14 protein-coding genes are annotated in these 15,790 nt (G+C 72.2%); 7 read left to right on the top strand and 7 right to left on the bottom strand.

Going from position 1 to position 15,790, the window contains the following annotated elements; all coding sequences use genetic code 11:
- The first annotated feature begins 403 nt into the window (after positions 1–403).
- Together SY2F82_RS07705 and SY2F82_RS07700 are read left to right on the top strand one after the other, a co-directional pair.
- On the top strand, positions 404–1,261 hold the full coding sequence (locus tag SY2F82_RS07705; RefSeq protein ID WP_200418200.1) for a GntR family transcriptional regulator: 858 nt from the start codon (positions 404–406) through the stop codon (positions 1,259–1,261).
- Between the two features lie 95 nt (positions 1,262–1,356).
- Positions 1,357–1,569, top strand: coding sequence for a hypothetical protein (locus tag SY2F82_RS07700; RefSeq protein WP_200418199.1), 213 nt, complete (start codon positions 1,357–1,359; stop codon positions 1,567–1,569).
- A gap of 10 nt (positions 1,570–1,579) precedes the next feature.
- Here SY2F82_RS07700 and SY2F82_RS07695 read toward each other — a convergent pair whose 3' ends face one another.
- The 3 genes from SY2F82_RS07695 to SY2F82_RS07685 all read right to left on the bottom strand — a co-directional run bounded on the left by SY2F82_RS07695 (position 1,580) and on the right by SY2F82_RS07685 (position 4,858).
- Positions 1,580–2,104, bottom strand: coding sequence for a DUF2231 domain-containing protein (locus SY2F82_RS07695; protein ID WP_200418198.1), 525 nt, complete (start codon positions 2,102–2,104; stop codon positions 1,580–1,582).
- 105 nt (positions 2,105–2,209) lie between these two features.
- On the bottom strand, positions 2,210–2,986 hold the full coding sequence (locus tag SY2F82_RS07690; protein WP_200418197.1) for a hypothetical protein: 777 nt from the start codon (positions 2,984–2,986) through the stop codon (positions 2,210–2,212).
- Positions 2,987–3,136: 150 nt separating this feature from the next.
- On the bottom strand, positions 3,137–4,858 hold the full coding sequence (locus SY2F82_RS07685) for a PucR family transcriptional regulator ligand-binding domain-containing protein (protein WP_200418196.1): 1,722 nt from the start codon (positions 4,856–4,858) through the stop codon (positions 3,137–3,139).
- Positions 4,859–5,190: 332 nt separating this feature from the next.
- Here SY2F82_RS07685 and SY2F82_RS07680 point away from each other — a divergent pair, with 332 nt between their 5' ends.
- The 5 genes from SY2F82_RS07680 (at position 5,191) to SY2F82_RS07660 (ending at position 12,003) form a co-directional block, all read left to right on the top strand.
- Positions 5,191–6,084 carry a xanthine dehydrogenase family protein subunit M gene (locus tag SY2F82_RS07680; RefSeq protein WP_200418195.1) on the top strand — a complete coding sequence of 298 codons (894 nt, stop codon included), beginning with the start codon at positions 5,191–5,193 and terminating at the stop codon, positions 6,082–6,084.
- Entirely contained in the window at positions 6,084–6,656 is a 573-nt protein-coding gene (locus SY2F82_RS07675; protein ID WP_200418194.1) for a (2Fe-2S)-binding protein, read from the top strand. The genes SY2F82_RS07680 and SY2F82_RS07675 overlap by 1 nt, the downstream gene beginning before the upstream one ends.
- 2 nt (positions 6,657–6,658) lie before the next feature.
- A complete protein-coding gene (pucD, locus tag SY2F82_RS07670; RefSeq protein ID WP_200418193.1) occupies positions 6,659–9,082 on the top strand; it encodes a xanthine dehydrogenase subunit D in 2,424 nt (807 codons plus the stop codon).
- Between the two features lie 257 nt (positions 9,083–9,339).
- Positions 9,340–10,800: an NCS2 family permease gene (locus tag SY2F82_RS07665; protein WP_200418192.1), complete on the top strand. Its 1,461-nt coding sequence runs from the start codon at positions 9,340–9,342 to the stop codon at positions 10,798–10,800.
- A gap of 51 nt (positions 10,801–10,851) precedes the next feature.
- On the top strand, positions 10,852–12,003 hold the full coding sequence (locus SY2F82_RS07660; RefSeq protein WP_200418191.1) for an XdhC family protein: 1,152 nt from the start codon (positions 10,852–10,854) through the stop codon (positions 12,001–12,003).
- A 141-nt stretch (positions 12,004–12,144) separates the two neighbouring features.
- On the opposite strand, the gene SY2F82_RS07655 is transcribed toward SY2F82_RS07660, so the two are convergent.
- The 4 genes from SY2F82_RS07655 to SY2F82_RS07640 form a co-directional block, all read right to left on the bottom strand.
- Complete coding sequence (locus tag SY2F82_RS07655) at positions 12,145–12,798, bottom strand: class I SAM-dependent methyltransferase (RefSeq protein WP_200418190.1); 654 nt, start codon at positions 12,796–12,798, stop codon at positions 12,145–12,147.
- 11 nt (positions 12,799–12,809) lie between these two features.
- Positions 12,810–13,262 (bottom strand): SRPBCC family protein, encoded by a 453-nt coding sequence (locus SY2F82_RS07650; RefSeq protein ID WP_200418189.1) that lies wholly within the window; start codon positions 13,260–13,262, stop codon positions 12,810–12,812.
- 318 nt (positions 13,263–13,580) lie between these two features.
- The gene (locus tag SY2F82_RS07645; RefSeq protein WP_236041253.1) at positions 13,581–14,288 is read right to left on the bottom strand and encodes a polysaccharide deacetylase family protein; all 708 of its coding nucleotides are present in this window, start codon (positions 14,286–14,288) and stop codon (positions 13,581–13,583) included.
- Positions 14,289–14,385: 97 nt separating this feature from the next.
- Positions 14,386–15,720: a Gfo/Idh/MocA family protein gene (locus tag SY2F82_RS07640; RefSeq protein WP_200418187.1), complete on the bottom strand. Its 1,335-nt coding sequence runs from the start codon at positions 15,718–15,720 to the stop codon at positions 14,386–14,388.
- Positions 15,721–15,790 lie beyond the last annotated feature (70 nt).

Here is a 15,790-nt window from a genome sequence, read left to right as displayed (position 1 = left end):
CTTGTGAAACGCGTGTGGGTCGCGCGGGGGCCTCATTCGTGGCTGGATCTTACGGTATCGGAGCCGTAGTTGGTCGCCGGGGCTCCTTGAAGCTCGCCCAAGTGACCCTGTTGCTGGTCGGTTTGGTGACGCGGTCGGCGTCACAGGCGTGCGGTGCCCCTGGGACCCTGGCGGCAGGGATGTCCGGCCGCCACCGGGGGCCGTCGCGCCCGTGCCGAGGCCGGTGACCGTCGGGCCCGGGAACGCTCGCCGGACCGGGTGTGGGGAGGTAAGGCACTCCTTATCGGAGGTGGTCTGTGGGGGAACCGGAGCGTAAGGTGCCTAACGTGCTTTACGAGCGGTAAACAACCGTCGTGAAACAAATCACAGAGGGCAGGACGCCGCAGGACCGGAGGAGGAGCCCGTGGAGCAGGCCAGTTCCCGCCGCGCGGAGGGCTCTACCGAGACGAGGGCCGCGGCACCCCGTGCGCAGGCCGCACGGGTTCCGCACCAGCTGCGGCCGGGGGACGAGGTCCGCGAGCGGGCCGCCGCCGCGGGCGCCACGCGCGGTGAGCACACCCACAGCGAGCCGCCGATCCCGCATCCCCGCGTACGGGAGGACATGGCCGCCGGGTGCCCCGTGGAGGACGGGCGTCCCGTCGTCCAGCGGGCCTCCGTCCGCGGGCAGATACTCGACGCCCTGCGCACCGCGCTGGTCAGGGGCGAGCTGGCGCCCGGTGAGGTGTACTCGGGGCCCGCGCTCGCCGAACGGTTCGGGGTGTCCGCCACACCGGTGCGCGAGGCGATGCAGCAGCTGGCCCTGGAGGGCGCGGTCGAGGTCGTGCCCAACCGAGGCTTCCGTGTCGTGGTGCGCGGCGCCCGGGAACTGGCCGAACTCGCCGAGATCCGGGCCCTGATCGAGGTCCCGGTGATGCTGCGGCTCGCCCGCGCGGTCCCCGCCGAGCGCTGGGCGGAACTGCGCCCGCTGGCCGAGGCCACCGTCCGCGCCGCGTCCTCCGGGTGCCGGGCGACCTACGCCGAGTCGGACCGCGCCTTCCACCGCGCGGTCCTCGCCCTGGCCGGCAACGAGCAACTCCTGCGGATCGCCGACGACCTGCACCGCCGCGCCCAGTGGCCCCTGGTCGAAGCCCCTTCCTTCCGCGGTCGCGCCGACCTGCTCGCCGACGCCGCCGAGCACACGGCCCTGCTCGACGCGCTGGCCGCCCAGGACCTGGCGGTGGTGCAGTCACTCGTGCGGGAGCACTTCACGGGGTCCTGCTGACGGGGCCCTCCCTGTGGTCGCAGAATGAGGGAACCGCTCCGGCGTTCCCCCGCGTGTCGGCCGGAGAGGGGGCGACCGTCCCACGGGGGTGACCGATGGTGATGTTCGAAACAGGGCAGCGGGCTCGGCCGCGGATTCACCGGGACCGGCCGGGCAGGCGGACACGGCGGGCGGGCCGGGACGGCCTCGGCGGGCGGGCGGCGTTCGTCGGCCCCGCCGCCGTCGCCATCCTCCTCACCGCCGTCGTCCTCCTGGCCCGCGACCCCGCGTTCCACGACGCCCTGTGGACGTTCGTCCGGAGCCTGTGAGCGGCGGGGCTCAGTCCCCGTGACCGGTGGCGGTCTTCGAGAAGGCGTCGTGCCAGGCCGCCTTCGCACCGGAGTCGCCTATGCGGTACACGTCGACCACCGCGCCGACGGCCATGACCAGGGACAGCACGGCCGCCGCCACCCGGACGACCGCACCGCCGCGAGGCCCGTCCGCACCGCCGCGAGGCCCGTCCGTGCCGCCCTGCGGCGCCGGCGTCCGGCGGGCCGTCCACCACACGGCCGTCGCCAGCAGGAACAGGCCCAGGGCCCACGGCAGCAGACCGTCCCCGAGCTCGGCGTGCTTGCGCACCAGAGGGTCGCCGGCGACGTGCCGCTCCAGCCACTCACCCGCGTGGGAGGTCAGCGGAACGGTCACCAGCGTGACGAAGGCCAGCACGGGCAGGATCAGCCCCAGCCGTCGCGCGGCCTTCGGCCACACGGCGCTGACGACGAGCGCCAGTGCGCTCAGCGGGACCAGGACGACGACGAAGTGGACCAACAACACGTGCGCGGGCAAGCCGTTGACGAGGGTCATCGGGGTGCTCCTCCAAGGGGGCGGCCAAGGGATCGGCGCGCCAGCCTGGCACAGCAATTTCTCAGCTTCTTCTGAAGGCGAGACGGTGCGTACCCCGACAAACCCCTACGATGCGGCCGGCTTCATCGGCGCCAGCTGCCGCGCCAGCCACGTCGGCACGCCCCCCAGCAGCCGGAACAGCCGCCCCGCCTCCGCGCGCAGCCGGGACGCCTCCGGTTCGGACTCCGCGTCCGCGAGCGACGCCAGCGCCGGGGCCGTACCGACGAGGTACCCGAGCTCCTCGCGGATCCGCAGCGACTCGGCGAAGCCGTGCCGCGCCTCCGCCACCTCGCCGTCCCGCAGGGCGAGCCCCGCCAGGTGCCGCCAGGTGAAGGAGAGCAGCAGCGCGTCGCCGTGCGCGACGGCGCCCGCGTGGGCGCGCCGGTAGGCCGCACGGGCGGCCTGCGGGGCGTCGGCGAGGTTCTGGGCCACCAGACCGCGCCGGAAGTCCAGCAGGGCCCTCCCCGGCGTCCCCGGAGGGATCAGCGCCGCCGCCCGGCCGAGCGCGGCCCGCGCCTCGTCGGCCCGGTCCCGGACCCCTAGCAGGGTGGCGGCGTACGCCAAGTACCCGCGTTCACAAGCGGCCGCGCCCCGCTCCTCGTCGCTGTGGGCCTGAGCCTCGGCCGTGCGCAGCGCGTCCTCGGCCTCCTCCCAGCCCTTCTCCGTGTACAGGCACCGCTCGACCAGCAGCGCGGCCCGCTGGAGGGACGCCTCGGCCGCCACGGGCCGGAGGAGGGCCGCCGCATCGGCCCAGCAGGCGCGCGAGCGCAGCCGCCATACCGCGGTCTGGAGTGGATCGTCAGCTGCGGTCGTTCCGGTACCAGACATGGCGGTATGCGCCACGTTGCCCTCCCGAGCACGCCATCGAGCTTTAGGTGGTGGCGGCATTCCAGCACCAACCGCGGCGCGAGGCCAAGAGGCTGGGTGAAGGATTTCACAAAGTCGTGGGACACCGGCGGCTGTTGCGGCCACCGGTGCACCACCGCCCTGACCTCAGCTCATACGCAATGCGAGGAAGAAATCGAGCTTGTCCTCCAGGCGCGAGAGGTCACGGCTCGTCAACTGCTCGATACGCCCCACCCGGTATCGCAGCGTGTTGACGTGCAGGTGGAGCCGGGTCGCGCAACGGGTCCAGGAGCCGTCGCACTCGAGGAACGCCTCCAGGGTCGGGATCAGCTCGGCGCGGTGCCGGCGGTCGTAGTCGCGCAGCGGATCCAGCAGACGGGCCGTGAAGGCGCGGCGCACGTCGTCCGGGACGAACGGCAGCAGCAGCACGTGCGAGGCCAGCTCCTGGTGGCCGGCCGCACAGACCCGGCCCGGGCGGGCGGCGGCGACCCGGCGGGCGTGCCGCGCCTCCTCCAGGGCGCCGCGCAGCCCCTCCGCCGAGTGCACCGCGGCGCTGACGCCCAGCGTGAGCCGGCCGTCGTCGGCGAGGCCCGCGGACAGCGGGTCCCGTACGGCCTGAAGCAGGGTGTCGGCGAGGACGCCCTGCTCGGAAGCGTCCTGCTCGGAGGACACGGACGGAAGCGGCACGAGCGCGATCGCCTCGTCCCCGGTGTGGGCCACCGCGATGCGGTCGGAGTGCTCCGGGCCGGTGGACCCCGGGTAGCCCTTGTTCGAAGAGCCCGGGAGAGCGTCGACCAGGATCTCCTCCAGCAACGCCTGGGCGACCGGCCCGCTCTCGACCTCCCCGCCGTCCCACTCGACCCGGGCCACCACCACCTGCCAGTGCGGCGCCGACCCGAGCCCCGGCAGCAGCACGGGCGCGGCGACCCGCAGCCGGGCCGCGATCTCGGCGGGGGCGGCCCCCGCCTGCACCAGCTCGAGGACCTCCTGCGCGAGCCGCCGCCGCACGGTGCGCGCCGCGTCGCGCCGGTCCCGTTCGACCGCGATCAGCTGGGTGACGCCGTGCAGCAGGTCGAGGCGCTCCTCGGCCCAGTCCCCGGCGTCCGCCTCGACCGCGAGCAGCCAGTCGGACAGCACCGTCTCGCGCACGTCCCGGGAGGCGCCGCCGGTCCGCCCTCCCCCAGCTACCGCTGGGCGGTGCCCCCAGCCGCGGATCGGGAAGAGGGAGTACGTCGTCGCGCCGAGCGTCACCCGGTGCGGTCCCCGGCGCCCGGTGCGCGTCGCCGCCAGATGCTCGGCCGCCAGCCTGGCGCACACGTCGGCGGCGAGACCCGGCGTCGGCCCGGCGATGGGCAGGCCGGTGGGGGAGAGCACCCAGGCCCGCAGGTCCAGGTCGGAGTGGAGCAGGTCCAGGACGACGTCCGGGCCGCCGCCCGCAGGGCCGGGGGTCATCATCCGCCGGTGCCGGTCCACCACGGCCGCCAGGTCCCCGGCCCGCTCGCCGGAGACCTGCCGTACGACGTGCTCGGTGATCGTGGCGAACGCCACCGACTCATGGACGGCGAACAGCGGCAGCCGGTGCCGGGCGCAGGCCACGACGAGGTCGTCCGGGACGTCGCCCAGCTCCGCCTCACCCGCGGCGAGCGCGGCCACACCGGCGCTCGTCAGGATCCGCACGAAGGGCTCGGAGTCGGCGGGGTCGTGCCGCCAGGCCAGGCCCGTGAGGACCAGTTCACCGCCGGAGAGGTACCGGCTGGGGTCCTTCAGGTCCGTGGTCATCACACCGCGCACGGTACGGTCGAGCTCGTCCTCGCCGCCGAGCAGCCGCAGCCCCAGCGCGTCGGTGTTCAGCAGTGCGCGCAGCCGCATGTGTCGTTGCCGCCGTTCTTGTCCGGAAATCCATGGTCGGTCGGCCAGGGCGTTGGCCTGGGCTTTTCGGAAGCCGTGCTCACGGTCGCCGCCGCCGGTGCGTCGTGTTTCCAGGCGAAACCGGAGAGGTTACGGACGGCCTCCGTTCATATGAATCTACAAGATGGCCGCCCTCACCAGCCAACTCCTTCATGTTTTCGGTGACTGACCCCGTTGGAGTACCCGGCGGTGTACTGACTCCACTCCCCGTGAACAGCACTTGAACGAGCCGGGCCGCCGCACCGGACATGGCTCGATCCGTACCGCCCCCGAGACGAAGAAGAGAGCCGGTCATGGACTTCCTTCGCCCCGCAAGCTGGGAGGAGGCGCTCGCCGCCAAGGCCGAGCACCCCAGCGCCGTACCGATTGCGGGCGGCACCGATGTGATGGTCGAGATCAACTTCGACCACCGCCGGCCCGAGCATCTGATGGACCTCACTCGCATCGGCGATCTCTACGAGTGGGAGGTCGGTGAGGACAGCGTGCGGCTCGGCGCCTCGGTGCCCTACACCAAGATCATGGAGAACCTGCGGGCCGAGCTGCCGGGCCTGGCCCTCGCCTCCCACACGGTGGCGTCCCCGCAGATCCGTAACCGCGGCGGCGTCGGCGGCAACCTCGGCACCGCCTCCCCGGCCGGCGACGCCCACCCGGCCCTGCTCGCGGCGGGCGCCGAGGTCGAGGTGGAGTCCGCGGCCCGCGGCACCCGCCTCATCCCGATCGACGCCTTCTACACCGGCGTCAAGCGCAACGCGCTCGCCGCCGACGAGCTGATCCGCGCCGTCCACATCAAGAAGGCCGACGGCCCCCAGCAGTACTCGAAGGTCGGCACCCGCAACGCGATGGTGATCGCGGTGTGCGCCTTCGGGCTCGCCCTGCACCCCGAGTCCCGCACGGTCCGCACCGGCATCGGCTCCGCCGCGCCCACGCCCGTCCGGGCCAAGGCCGCCGAGGAGTTCCTGAACGCGGCCCTGGAGGAGGGCGGCTTCTGGGACGACGGCAGGATCATCACCCCTTCCGTCGCCCGGCAGTTCGCGCAGCTGTGCGCCGCCGCCTGCAACCCGATCGACGACGTCCGGGGCACCGCGAGCTACCGCCGCCACGCGGTCGGGGTCATGGCCCGCCGCACGCTGACCTGGACCTGGGAGTCGTACCGCGGCACCCGCCGCACCTCGAAGGGAGCTGCGTGATGCGCGTCAACTTCACGGTCAACGGACGCCCGCAGGAGGCCGACGACGTCTGGGAGGGCGAGTCCCTGCTGTACGTCCTGAGGGAACGGCTCGGCCTTCCGGGCTCCAAGAACGCCTGCGAACAGGGCGAGTGCGGCTCGTGCACGGTCCGCCTGGACGGCGTGCCGGTGTGTTCGTGTCTGGTCGCGGCCGGGCAGGCGGAGGGGCGCGAGGTGGTCACGGTCGAGGGGCTGGCGGATTACGCGAAGCAGCGCACGTGCGGGGCCGATTCCCGCGGCACGTCCCTCGACGAAGCCGAACGGTGTCAGGCCGACGGCACCGACTCGCAGACCGGCGAGGGAACCGACCTCGCCCCCGTCCAGCAGGCGTTCATCGACGCCGGCGCCGTCCAGTGCGGCTTCTGCACGCCCGGCCTGCTGGTCGCCGCCGACGAGATGCTGGAGCGCAACCCGAACCCGACCGACGCGGACATCCGCGAGGCTCTGTCGGGCAACCTGTGCCGTTGCACCGGCTACGAGAAGATCATGGACGCGGTCCGCCTGGCGGCCGCCCGGCAGTCCGAAGGGGTCTGACCATGGCGTCCCCCAAGCTCTCAACTACGTTCGAGCAGGGAGGTGCCCCCATCGGCCTCCCCACGAAGATCACCCAAGGGTCCCGGACCAAGGGCGGCATCGGCGAGTCCACGCTCCGCCCCGACGGCACGCTCAAGGTCACCGGCGAGTTCGCGTACTCGTCCGACATGTGGCACGAGGACATGCTCTGGGGCCACATCCTGCGCTCCCCGGTCGCTCACGCCGAGATCGTGTCGATCGACACCGGCGAGGCACTCGCAACGCCCGGCGTGTACGCGGTGATGACGTACGACGACCTGCCGACCGACGTGAGGAACTACGGCCTGGAGATCCAGGACACCCCCGTCCTCGCCCACGGCAAGGTACGCCACCACGGTGAGCCCGTCGCGATCGTCGCCGCCGACCACCCGGAGACCGCACGCCGCGCCGCCGCGAAGATCAAGGTGGACTACCGCGAACTGCCGGTCATCACGGACGAGGCGTCCGCCCTCGCCCCGGACGCGATCCTCGTCCACGACAACCGCACGGACCACCACGCCGCCCACGTCCCGCACCCCAACATCGTCCACCGCCAGCCCATCGTCCGCGGCGACGTGACGACGGCACGCGAGCGGGCCGACGTCGTCGTCGAGGGCGAATACCACTTCGGCATGCAGGACCAGGCCTTCCTCGGCCCGGAGTCCGGTCTCGCCGTCCCCGCCGAGGACGGCGGCGTGGACCTCTACATCGCCACCCAGTGGCTGCACGCCGACCTCCGTCAGATCGCACCCGTCCTCGGCCTGCCCGAGGACAAGGTCCGGATGACCCTGGCCGGTGTCGGCGGCGCCTTCGGCGGCCGTGAGGACCTGTCGATGCAGATCCACGCCTGTCTGCTCGCCCTGCGCACCGGCAAGCCGGTCAAGATCGTCTACAACCGCTTCGAGTCCTTCTTCGGGCACGTCCACCGCCACCCGGCGAAGCTGTACTACGAGCACGGCGCGACGAAGGACGGCAAGCTCACCCATGTGAAGTGCCGGATCGTCCTCGACGGCGGCGCGTACGCGTCCTCCTCCCCGGCGGTGGTCGGCAACGCCTCCTCGCTCGGGGTCGGCCCCTACGTCGTCGACGACGTCGACATCGAGGCCGTTGCCCTCTACACCAACAACCCGCCCTGTGGCGCCATGCGCGGCTTCGGCGCGGTCCAGGCGTGCTTCGCCTACGAGGCGCAGATGGACAAGCTCGCCAAGAGGCTCGGCATGGACCCGGTGGAGTTCCGGCAGCGCAACGCGATGTCCCAGGGCGCGGTCATGCCCACCGGCCAGGTGGTCGACTCCCCCGCACCGGTCGCCGAACTCCTGCGCCGCGTCAAGGCGATGCCCCTGCCGCCGGAGCGCCAGTGGGAGAGCTCCGAGGGCGCGGACGTACGGCAACTGCCCGGCGGCCTGTCCAACACCACGCACGGCGAAGGCGTCGTACGCGGTGTGGGCTACGCGGTCGGCATCAAGAACGTCGGCTTCTCCGAGGGCTTCGACGACTACTCCACCGCCAAGGTCCGCATGGAGGTCGTCGCGGGGGAACCCGTCGCCACCGTCCACACGGCGATGGCGGAGGTCGGCCAGGGCGGCGTCACCGTCCACGCGCAGATCGCCCGCACCGAGCTGGGCATCGCCCAGGTGACGATCAACCCGGCGGACACGCAGGTCGGGTCGGCCGGTTCGACGTCCGCGTCCCGCCAGACGTACGTCACCGGGGGCGCCGTGAAGAACGCCTGCGAGTTGGTCCGCGAGAAGGTCCTGGAGATCGGGCGCCGCAAGTTCGGCTCGTACCACCCGGCCTGGGCGACGGCGGAGCTGCTGCTGGAGGGCGGCAAGATCGTCACCGACGGGGGAGAGGTGCTCGCCGACCTGGTGGACGTGCTCGGCGACGAGGTCGTGGAGATCGAGCGCGAGTGGCGGCACCGCCCGACCGAGCCCTTCGACCTGCGCACCGGCCAGGGCAACGGCCACGTCCAGTACTCCTTCGCCGCGCACCGCGCCGTGGTCGAGGTCGACACCGAGTTGGGGCTGGTCAAGGTCATCGAACTGGCCTGCGCCCAGGACGTCGGCAAGGCGCTCAACCCGCTGTCCGTGACCGGTCAGATCCAGGGCGGTACGACCCAGGGACTGGGCATCGCGGTCATGGAGGAGATCGTCGTCGACCCGAAGACGGCGAAGGTGAAGAACCCGTCGTTCACGGACTACCTGATCCCCACGATCCTGGACACGCCGACGATCCCGGTCGACGTCCTGGAACTGGCCGACGACCACGCCCCGTACGGGCTGCGCGGCGTGGGCGAGGCTCCGACGCTGTCATCGACTCCGGCCGTGCTCGCGGCGATCCGCCACGCGACGGGGCTGGAGCTGAACAGGACGCCGGTACGTCCCGAACACCTCACGGGCACGGCGTAACACGGGTCGTCCGCCGTTGCGGGCAGTCGTGCCGCAGGGCGGCACGGGTAGGCGCCGGGGTCCCCCTGTTCGAAGGGCTTGGGGAGGCACCCCGGCGCCGGGCAAGCCCTCGACCGACGGCCACTGCGGCGCCGGGCAAGAGCTCGACCCACGGCCACTCCGGCGCCGGTCGCACCACCGCAACACCCCCGTTCGTCTCGGGCCGTCCCCCGGGTCGTGCACATCCCAACCCCCTATGAAACTTGGGAGACGGCCCCATGACCCACCCCTCAGTCGAGCCCAGGCCCACAGCCGAAGACGCCGGCACGGAACCCCCCGCCCCGTCCGGCAGCCGGCCCTGGCTCGACCGGTACTTCCACATATCGACGCGGGGATCCACGCTCGCCCGCGAGGTCCGCGGCGGCATCACCACCTTCATGGCGATGGCGTACATCCTCCTGCTCAACCCGCTCGTCCTGTCCGGCAAGGACGCCGCGGGGGACACCCTCGGCCAGAAGGCCGTGATCACCGCGACCGCGTTCGCGGCGGCCCTCACCACGCTGCTGATGGGTCTCGTCGGCAAGGTGCCGCTCGCCCTCGCCGCCGGCCTCTCCGTCTCCGGTGTCCTCTCCTCCCAGGTCGCCCCGCAGATGACCTGGCCGCAGGCCATGGGCATGTGTGTGATCTACGGCGTGGTCATCATGCTCCTGGTCGTCACCGGCCTCCGTGAGATGATCATGAACGCGATCCCGCTGGCGCTGAAGCACGGGATCACGATGGGGATCGGCCTGTTCATCGCCCTGATCGGCTTCTACAAGTCCGGCTTCGTCCACCAGGGCAAAGCCACCCCGGTCACCCTGGGCCCGGCGGGCCAGCTGACCGGCTGGCCGGTCCTGCTGTTCGCCGGCACCCTCCTCCTCGTCTTCATGCTCCAGGCCCGGGGCGTCCCCGGCGCCATCCTCATCGGCATCGTCGGCGGCACTGTCGTGGCGGCCGTGCTGAACGCGGCGGGCGTCATCAAGGCCGACGCCTGGGCGAGCGGAGCGCCCGAACTGCACGGCGGCGCGGTCTCGATGCCCGACTTCTCGCTCTTCGGGCACGTGGAGTTCGGCGGCTGGGACAAGGTCGGCGCCATGACGGTGGGGATGATCGTCTTCACCCTCGTGCTGGCCGGTTTCTTCGACGCGATGGCCACCATCATCGGCGTCGGCACGGAGGCCGGGCTCGCCGACGACAGGGGCCGGATGCCGGGCCTGTCCAAGGCGCTGTTCATCGACGGCGCGGGCGGTGCGATCGGCGGCGTGGCGGGCGGCTCGGGCCAGACCGTGTTCATCGAGTCCGCCACGGGCGTGGGGGAGGGCGCCCGCACGGGCCTCGCCTCCGTCGTCACCGGCCTGCTCTTCGCCGCGTGCCTGTTCTTCACCCCGCTGACGGCGATCGTCCCCCAGGAGGTGGCCTCCGCCGCCCTGGTGGTGATCGGCGCGATGATGCTGATGAACGCCCGCCATGTGGACTGGGCCGACCGCGCCACCGCGATCCCGGTCTTCCTGACCGTGGTCCTGATGCCGTTCACGTACACCATCACCACCGGTGTCGCCGCGGGTGTCGTCTCGTACGTCGCCATCAAGGCCGCCCAGGGCAGGGCGCGGGAGATCGGCGCCTTCATGTGGGGCCTGACGGTGATCTTCCTGATCTACTTCGCCCTCCACCCGATCGAGAACTGGCTGGGCGTGCGCTAGCCGCTGTCCCGAGGGACCCTCTTCGCAACCGCTGTTCAAGGAGACCGAGAGATGTTGGACATCGCCGAGGAGCTGACCCGGTGGGTCGAGCAGGGCCGCGACTTCGCCGTGGCCACCGTGGTGGCGGTCGGCGGCAGCGCCCCCCGGCAGCCGGGCGCGGCCCTCGCGGTGGACGCCGACGGCACGGCGATCGGCTCGGTCTCCGGTGGTTGCGTGGAGGGCGCGGTGTACGAGCTGTGCCGGCAGGCGCTCGAGGACGGCGGAACCGTCCTGGAGCGCTTCGGATACAGCGACGAGGACGCCTTTGCCGTGGGCCTGACCTGCGGCGGCGTCATCGACGTCCTGGTCACCCCCCTCCGGGCGGCCGACCCCGCCCGCCCGGTGCTCGCCGCCGCGCTGGCCGCAGCGGCGCAGGGGCGGGCGGCGGCGGTGGCACGGATCGCGTCGGGCCCGGCGGAACTGCTCGGCAAGGCGCTGCTCGTCCACCCCGACGGCAGGTACGAGGGCGGCTTCGACGCCCACCCGGAACTGGACCGCACGGTGGCGGCCGAGGCGGGCGCCTTCCTGGACGCCGGACGCACCGGCACCCTGGAGATCGGAGAGCGGGGGTCACGTTGTGGAGCACCGCTCACGGTCCTGGTGGAGTCGTCCGTTCCGCCGCCCCGGATGATCGTGTTCGGAGCGATCGACTTCGCCTCCGCACTGGTCCGCATCGGCAAGTTCCTCGGCTACCGGGTCACCGTGTGCGACGCCCGGCCCGTCTTCGCCACCCGCACCCGCTTCCCCGAGGCCGACGAGATCGTCGTCGAGTGGCCGCACCGGTACCTGGAGCGCACGGAGATCGACGCCCGCACGGTCCTGTGCGTCCTGACCCACGACGCCAAGTTCGACGTACCGCTGCTGAAGCTGGCGCTGCGCCTCCCGGTCGCGTACGTCGGCGCGATGGGCTCCCGCCGCACCCATCTGGACCGCAACGAGCGCCTGCGCGCGGTCGGCGTCACCGAACTCGAGCTGGCGCGCCTGAGGTCCCCCATAGGCCTGGACCTCGGCGCCCGCACACCCGAGGAGACGGCCCTGTCGATCGCGGCGGAGATCGTCGCGAACCGGCGCGGCGGCAGCGGGGTGCCCCTCACCGGGGCTCACACGCCGATCCACCACGACACGGCGTCGTCGACGGCACGGCGGATCGGCTCGGTGGCCTGAGGACCGGCCCGCGCCGGGCGGAGGCTCGTCCCGCCGGCGGCCTTGCTCGGCTTCCACCCGAACTTGACGCGTTCGGCCCAGGTCCGCGCCCGGATCCCCGCCGGATCGTGGGGGCCACGCGCCACCAGCCTGACCGGAGTCCTACTGGGCACACTTGCGGGCGAGGAGGTACCCCTGCGGGGTCTCCTCCCAACCGTCCGCCGCGCGCACGAGCCGGGCGACTTCCTCGAACCCCGCCTCCGCCAGCAGTCCGGAGACCTGCTCGGGACGGAATCGGTAGACCTCCAGGGAGAGGTCGTGCCCGTACGCGTGGTCCAGGTGGACGCGTTCGTCGCCGACTTTGAAGGCCGTGAGGAGGTGGCCGCCCGGCGCCAGGACGCGGTGGAACTCACCGAAGTACGCCGGGAGTTCGTGGGGCGGGGTGTGCACCGTGGAGTACCAGGCCAGGGCCCCGGCCAGCGTGCCGTCCGCGATGTCGAGGTCCGTCATCGACCCCACCTCGAACCGCAGCCCGGAGTACACCTGCCGGGCCACGGCCACCATCCCATGGGAGAGGTCGACCCCGAAGGCGTCGAGGCCGAGTTTGTGCAGATAAGCCGTCACCCGTCCCGTCCCGCATCCGAGATCCCCGACGGGACCGCCCCCGTCGGCCAGCACCCGCTCGGCGAACACCCCGAGCATGGCCCGGTCGAAGGGGCTGTCGTCCAAGGCGTTCCTGAGCAGCCGGTCGTAGTCAGCGGCGACGATGTCGTAGGACGCCTTGGTGGTCTCGAGGTATGCGGCAGCATCGGTCATGGAGGTGGACTTTAGGGGCCGCCGCTGACACCGGTGTCCGGATCCGGCCTCAGCAGCCCGTCCATCGCGCGCCCGAACATCCACCGGGCCGCCCGTCCGAGCGGCCGGTCGAAGAGTGCCGGCAGCGGGCGTACGGCCAGTTCCTCCCGCCACACCACGGCTGCATGCCCCTCGCCGTGCGCGAGCACCTCGATCTCCGCCCAGCCGGTGACGAAACCGCCCCGCTTGACCAGGCGGCACAGCGTCGGCGGCCGCCACTCGACCACCTCCATCGGGTCGTCGAAGCCGAGCGGTCCGACGCCGGTGCGGGCCACGAACACCGTGCCGACGCCCGTCGGCGGCGGGGTGCGCACCGTGATCCGGGTCAGCGGCACCACGTCGGCGTGCCGCGGCCAGTCCGTGAGGCGGAGCCAGGCCTGCTCGACGGAGAGTGGAACGACGCGTTCGAGCCGGAAGAGGACCACCGGGGGATCGTACGCAGGCGCGGTCCGCCGTTCACCTGAGCCACGCGCGGCCGCTGCTCCTCGTGGACGGACGGGTGACCTGGGCGCGCTCGCCCCGGACGGCTCCCTCGCCGAACCTGCGCCACCTTGCCTTCGGGTGCGGCGTCCACTACTGCGTGGGCGCCCCGTCGGCCCGCCTGGAGGCGTCCGTCGCGCTACCCGCCCTCTTCGACCGTTTCCCCGAGCCGGGACCGGACGGCGAGGTCCGGCAGGTGGAGTCGTTCATCGTGTACGGCTACGAGAAGATCCCGGTGCCGGCTGCGCTGAGCCGACGGGCCGTCAACGGTAGACCTCGCCCGGTTCCGCCTTCCCCGGCGCCAGCAGCTGCGGCACGGTGACGAACACGTATCCCCGTTCCTTCAGTGCGTCGATGATCCCGGGCACCGCGGGGACGGTGCCCGGGTAGAGGTCGTGCAGCAGGATGATCCCGTCCCGGGACGCCTGGTCCAGGACCCGCTTCTCGATGACAGCCGGGTCCTCCGTCATGTAGTCCTTGGCGGTCACGCTCCACAGCACCTCGGCGAGGCCCAGTTCCCGGCAGATCCGGTGCACGGTGTCGTTCGTACGGCCCTGCGGCGGACGCATCAGGGTGGGCCGGTGCCCGGTGAGCTTCTCTATCGCGTCGTCGGGCCTTTGCAGTTCGTCGCGTATCTGCTGCGGCGAGATCTGGGTGAGGATCTTGTGGTCCCAGGTGTGGCTGGCGACCTCGTGTCCTTCGGCCGCCATCCGCTGGACGAGTTCCGGGTACTTCTCGATGTGCCGCTCGCCGAGCAGGAAGAACGTCGCGGGGACCTTCTTCTCCTTCAGGATGTCGAGCAGTCGCGCCGAGTTCTCGCTCGGCCCGGCGTCGAAGGTCAGCGCGATGCACTTGGACTCGCGGCAGTCCACGGTCCCGAACCGGGCCGGCGCGCCCTGGGCGGCGCGCGCTCGGACGGTGCTGGGCGCGGTGGTGTGCAGCGTGGTGCAGCCCGAGAGCCCGATAGTCATGGTGGCGAGCAGGACCGCCGCCGCACGCAACCCGGCGGCACGTTTGTTCGTCTTCCCCGTCGAAGGCATGTATAGTCGGCATCCGGCTCGGATTAGCTCAGACGTCAAGCAACTCCCGTGCCCGTACGGGCAGTCCGGTCTCGAACGACCGGTTCGCGGCCAACCCCGTCACCAGGGAGCGCGCCCCGTCCGTCGCGTCCGCCGCCCGCCCCAGCGGATCCTCGGCGCGCTCGCCGAACAGGTCCGCCAGCATCCGCACGTCCCCGCCGCCGTGCCCGCCCTCACCGGTCGCCACCTTCACCTCCCGCGGCCGCTCCCAGAACCGGCGCAGCAGCAACTCGGTCCGCCCCGCCCGCACGTCGGTCTCGGCCCCGTGCAGCACCGGGCCGGTGGCGCCGTCCCGCGTCCGGCGGGGGGACCACGTGGACTCCTCGACCAGCAGCTCCAGCCGCCCCTCGCTGCCGTTGAAGGCGATGCGGTAGCCCTCCCAGGGTGCGTACGCGGTGAGGTGGTACGTCAGGGTCGCGCCGGACGCGTACCGCACCAGTACCGCCATGTCGTCCTCGATGGTCACACCCGGCCCGAACACGTTCTGGTCCCGGTGGTAGCCGTCCTCGCGCTCCGCGTCCAGGTACAGCGCGCTGAGCACCGGCGAGTCCGCGAGGCGCAGCGCGAAGGGGTCGCCGTCGGCCGCCGGGGAGCCGTGCGCGCGCCGGTAGGGGCGGGCCAGGTTCCGGCGCCGGCCGGCCTCGTCGCCGTAGAAGAACAGGCCGCCCTGCGCGAAGACGGTCTCGGGCCGGGAGTCCAGCCACCAGTTGACCAGGTCGAAGTGGTGCGTCGCCTTGTGCACCATCAGCCCCCCGGAGTTGGCCTTCTCCCGGTGCCAGCGGCGGAAGTAGTCGGCGCCGTGCCGCAGATCGAGCAGCCACTCGAAGTGCACCGAGCCGACCTCGCCGATCTCCCCCGCCGCCAGCAGCTCCCGTACCGCAGAATGCACCGGGTTGTAGCGGTAGTTGAAGGCGACCCGGACCTCGCGGCCGGTGCGGCGCCGCGTGTCCAGGATGCGGCGGGCCCGCCCGGCGTCCGTCGTCATGGGCTTCTCGGTGACCACGTCGCAGCCCGCCTCCAGGGCGGCCACGATGTAGTGGTCGTGCGTGCGGTCCACACTGCACACCACCACCAGGTCGATGCGCTCACGGCGCAGCATCAGCTCGAAGTCCTCGGCGGCGTACGCCGGTACGGGCGGGCGGCCGGGGCGGTCGGCGGTGATCCAGTCGTTGTGGACGGCCATTCGGTGGGCGTTGACGTCGCAGAAGCCGGCCAGTTCGATCCGGTCGGCGTACGGCCCTGAGAGGGCCTCGACGAAGAGCCGGGCGCGGGCGCCCAGACCCACGACGGCGGCACGGCGGCGAGGTGCGGTGTCGGAAGACATGCTGGGGCTCCGTCCCACGGAAGCGGTGCAGAGGGCTTGTTGTGACATCCGGACCATACCTAGGGTCACT

Origin of the sequence: Streptomyces sp. Y2F8-2 (genome assembly GCF_014905555.1) — a bacterium.
Lineage (GTDB): Bacteria > Actinomycetota > Actinomycetes > Streptomycetales > Streptomycetaceae > Streptomyces > Streptomyces cynarae.
This window is presented reverse-complemented; position numbering and strand designations above follow the sequence as displayed.

Bases quoted from the DNA above. Each gene is read 5' to 3' on its own strand.
- SY2F82_RS07700 (WP_200418199.1), top strand. From the start codon at position 1,357: ATGGTGATGTTCGAAACAGGGCAGCGGGCTCGGCCGCGGATTCACCGG.
- SY2F82_RS07695 (WP_200418198.1), bottom strand. From the start codon at position 2,104: ATGACCCTCGTCAACGGCTTGCCCGCGCACGTGTTGTTGGTCCACTTC.
- SY2F82_RS07685 (WP_200418196.1), bottom strand. From the start codon at position 4,858: ATGCGGCTGCGCGCACTGCTGAACACCGACGCGCTGGGGCTGCGGCTG.
- SY2F82_RS07680 (WP_200418195.1), top strand. From the start codon at position 5,191: ATGGACTTCCTTCGCCCCGCAAGCTGGGAGGAGGCGCTCGCCGCCAAG.
- SY2F82_RS07675 (WP_200418194.1), top strand. From the start codon at position 6,084: ATGCGCGTCAACTTCACGGTCAACGGACGCCCGCAGGAGGCCGACGAC.
- pucD (WP_200418193.1), top strand. From the start codon at position 6,659: ATGGCGTCCCCCAAGCTCTCAACTACGTTCGAGCAGGGAGGTGCCCCC.
- SY2F82_RS07665 (WP_200418192.1), top strand. From the start codon at position 9,340: ATGACCCACCCCTCAGTCGAGCCCAGGCCCACAGCCGAAGACGCCGGC.
- SY2F82_RS07660 (WP_200418191.1), top strand. From the start codon at position 10,852: ATGTTGGACATCGCCGAGGAGCTGACCCGGTGGGTCGAGCAGGGCCGC.
- SY2F82_RS07655 (WP_200418190.1), bottom strand. From the start codon at position 12,798: ATGACCGATGCTGCCGCATACCTCGAGACCACCAAGGCGTCCTACGAC.
- SY2F82_RS07645 (WP_236041253.1), bottom strand. From the start codon at position 14,288: ATGACTATCGGGCTCTCGGGCTGCACCACGCTGCACACCACCGCGCCC.
- SY2F82_RS07640 (WP_200418187.1), bottom strand. From the start codon at position 15,720: ATGTCTTCCGACACCGCACCTCGCCGCCGTGCCGCCGTCGTGGGTCTG.